Source organism: Streptomyces sp. LS1784, from assembly GCF_020103755.1.
Lineage (GTDB): Bacteria > Actinomycetota > Actinomycetes > Streptomycetales > Streptomycetaceae > Kitasatospora.
Genome location: NZ_JAHSQD010000973.1, coordinates 1 through 1817 on the forward strand (window position 1 = coordinate 1; position 1817 = coordinate 1817).

The 1817-nt window shown below is 75.1% G+C and carries 1 protein-coding gene and 1 pseudogene; one reads left to right on the forward strand and one right to left on the reverse strand.

All coding sequences use genetic code 11. The features are described 5' to 3' along the window. A pseudogene (locus KS423_RS44780) lies at window positions 1-261 on the reverse strand (hypothetical protein); the annotation flags it as partial. Window positions 262-513: 252 nt separating this feature from the next. On the opposite strand from KS423_RS44780, the gene KS423_RS44785 reads away from it, so the two are divergent. Continuing rightward, a partial coding sequence (locus KS423_RS44785; RefSeq protein ID WP_224285411.1) for a serine/threonine-protein kinase occupies window positions 514-1817 on the forward strand: 1304 nt, incomplete at its 3' end.

A 1817-nucleotide genomic window follows, 5' to 3' on the forward strand; every position in this document is an offset into this window, starting at 1 on the left:
GGCGGCGCGCAGGGGGGCGCTGCCGTAGGCGAGGCCGCCGAGCAGCATGGCGAGCAGGGCCAGGACCACGGCCAGGGCGGTGCGGCGGCGGGGGACGGGGCGGGGCGCGGGTTCGGTGGGCTCGAAGCCGGTCACCGGGGCGCCCGGCATGCCGGGGGCGACGTAGCCCTCGGGGGTGGCCGGGGCCGGTGCGACCGAGTAGTGCTGGGCGGTGAGCGGCCGGGTCGATGGGCCGTCAGTGCCCGGTGCGGGTACGGTCATGGGCGTCGAATCCCCCCGGAAAGACGATGAGCTGCCGAACGGTAGCAGTGACCCGGACAGATCTTGGCGAGTTTTCGATCACAGATCGGGCACGGAGCGCCGTACCCGTTCCGGTTCGTCCCGGCTTGGGTCGGGGGCCGGGTGGTCGAGGGCTCCCGGGACAGGGGATGATGGAGGCTTGGGCGCTCGGGACCCAGGTGGGCCGACGCGCCGTCACCACGACCGCCGGCAGCACATGGGGGAACGTTCCGAATGACCCAGGCGCAGGGTTCCACCGGCCGCCTCCTGGCCGGCCGCTACCGCCTGAACGGCGTGCTCGGGCGCGGCGGCATGGGCACGGTATGGCGCGCCGAGGACGAGATGCTGGGCCGGACCGTCGCGGTCAAGGAACTGCGGATGAACGCCAGCGTCGACGAGGAGGAGAAGCACCGGCTGATCACCCGGACGCTGCGCGAGGCCAAGGCGACCGCGCGGATCCGGCACAGTTCGGCGGTGACGGTCTTCGACGTGGTCGACGAGGACGACCGGCCGTGGATCGTCATGGAACTGGTCGAGTCCCGCTCGCTCGCCGACGTGGTGCGGGAGGACGGGCCGCTGACGCCCGGCCGGGCGGCGGAGATCGCGCTGGACGTGCTGGGCGTGCTCAGCGCGGCGCACGCGCTGGGCATCCTGCACCGGGACGTCAAGCCGTCCAACGTGCTGATCGGCGAGGACGGCCGGGTGGTGCTCACCGACTTCGGCATCGCCAGCGTGGAGGGCGACGCCTCGGTCACCTCCACCGGGATGCTGGTCGGCGCGCCCTCGTACATCTCGCCGGAGCGGGCCCGCGGGCAGAAGCCCGGGCCGCCGGCCGACCTGTGGTCGCTCGGCGGCACGCTGTACGCGATGGTCGAGGGCCGGCCGCCGTACGACCGGGGCTCGGCGCTGGCCACGCTGACCGCGGTGATGACCGAGGACCTGACCGCGCCGGTGAACGCCGGGCCGCTGCTGCCGGTGATCGAGGGGCTGCTGGCGAAGGACCCGGCCGAGCGGCTGGACGCCTCGCAGACCCGGTCGATGCTCAAGCGGGTGGTCGCGGAGGCGACCGCGCGGGCCGAGTCGACCACCGAGCACGCGGTGCCGGTGGAGAAGCCGGCCGAGGCGGCGTCGGCGCCTTCGAAGGCGGAGCCGGAGCAGCCCGAGGACGGCCGCAAGCGGGCTGTGGGCGGGCTGCTGGGGACGGTTCGGGTGGGGAGCCGGGCGCAGGGCGGGGAGCCGGCCGCGAAGGCCGCGGAGCCCGCCCCGGTCGAGCCGGGGCCGGAGCCGATCCGGCCGGTGACCAGTGAGTGGACGAGGGGTGCGACGCAGGCGGCCGGGGCCGACCCGCGCACCGGCCGGCGGCGGCTGGCCATCGCCACCGTGATCGTGGTGCTGCTGCTGATCGCGGGAGCGGTGGCGGTGATCCAGGCGGTCGGTGGGGACGGCGGTTCGAACGGCGGGGCCACGCAGAGTGCGGGTGCCACGGCGCCGGTGGCGACCGGTACGGAGCCGGTGCCGACGTCGGCAACGGCGGGTGA